Source organism: Streptomyces hazeniae, from assembly GCF_031845485.1.
Lineage (GTDB): Bacteria > Actinomycetota > Actinomycetes > Streptomycetales > Streptomycetaceae > Streptomyces > Streptomyces hazeniae.
The window spans coordinates 1-446 of record NZ_JAVREQ010000191.1; the positions used below are offsets into that span (position 1 = coordinate 1).

Sequence of the window (446 nt, forward strand, 5' to 3'; positions counted from 1 at the left end):
CGTCTTGATGGGGGATGCGGCTCACACCACGCATTACAGCATCGGATCGGGGACGATCCTGGCGCTTGAGGACGCCATTGCTCTCGCTGAGAAGCTCTGCGGGGAGCAGGGTTTGGTGTCCGCGCTCGATGCGTACCAAACCGAGCGCTTGCGCGCGATAGTGCCTCACCAGGGCTGGGCACGAAATAGTGCACGGTGGTACGAAGACCTTCCGCGTTACATTCGATTGCGGCCGGCGGAGTTCTCGGTAGCGCTCCGGGCGCGCCGATCACCGATGTTGCCCCACTTCCCGCCGCGGATCTATTGCCGGCTGTACCGAGTGGTGGAGCGACTGTACCGACTGACACAAGAATCGGCGGGGCTGCGCAAGTTGCGGGACCAGTTGGGGCCCAAAGCTATCCGATCTGGTGGGTGACATTGCCCCCAAATCGACGCTGGAGTGGCTG

The 446-nt window shown here is 62.8% G+C and carries 1 protein-coding gene; it reads left to right on the forward strand.

The features are described 5' to 3' along the window. Positions 1–7 precede the first annotated feature (7 nt). Positions 8–415 (forward strand): FAD-dependent monooxygenase, encoded by a 408-nt coding sequence (locus RM572_RS29265; RefSeq protein ID WP_311676370.1) that lies wholly within the window; start codon positions 8–10, stop codon positions 413–415. Positions 416–446 lie beyond the last annotated feature (31 nt).

Coding starts and splice junctions, on each gene's coding strand:
- RM572_RS29265 (WP_311676370.1), top strand. CDS start 8: ATGGGGGATGCGGCTCACACCACGCATTACAGCATCGGATCGGGGACG.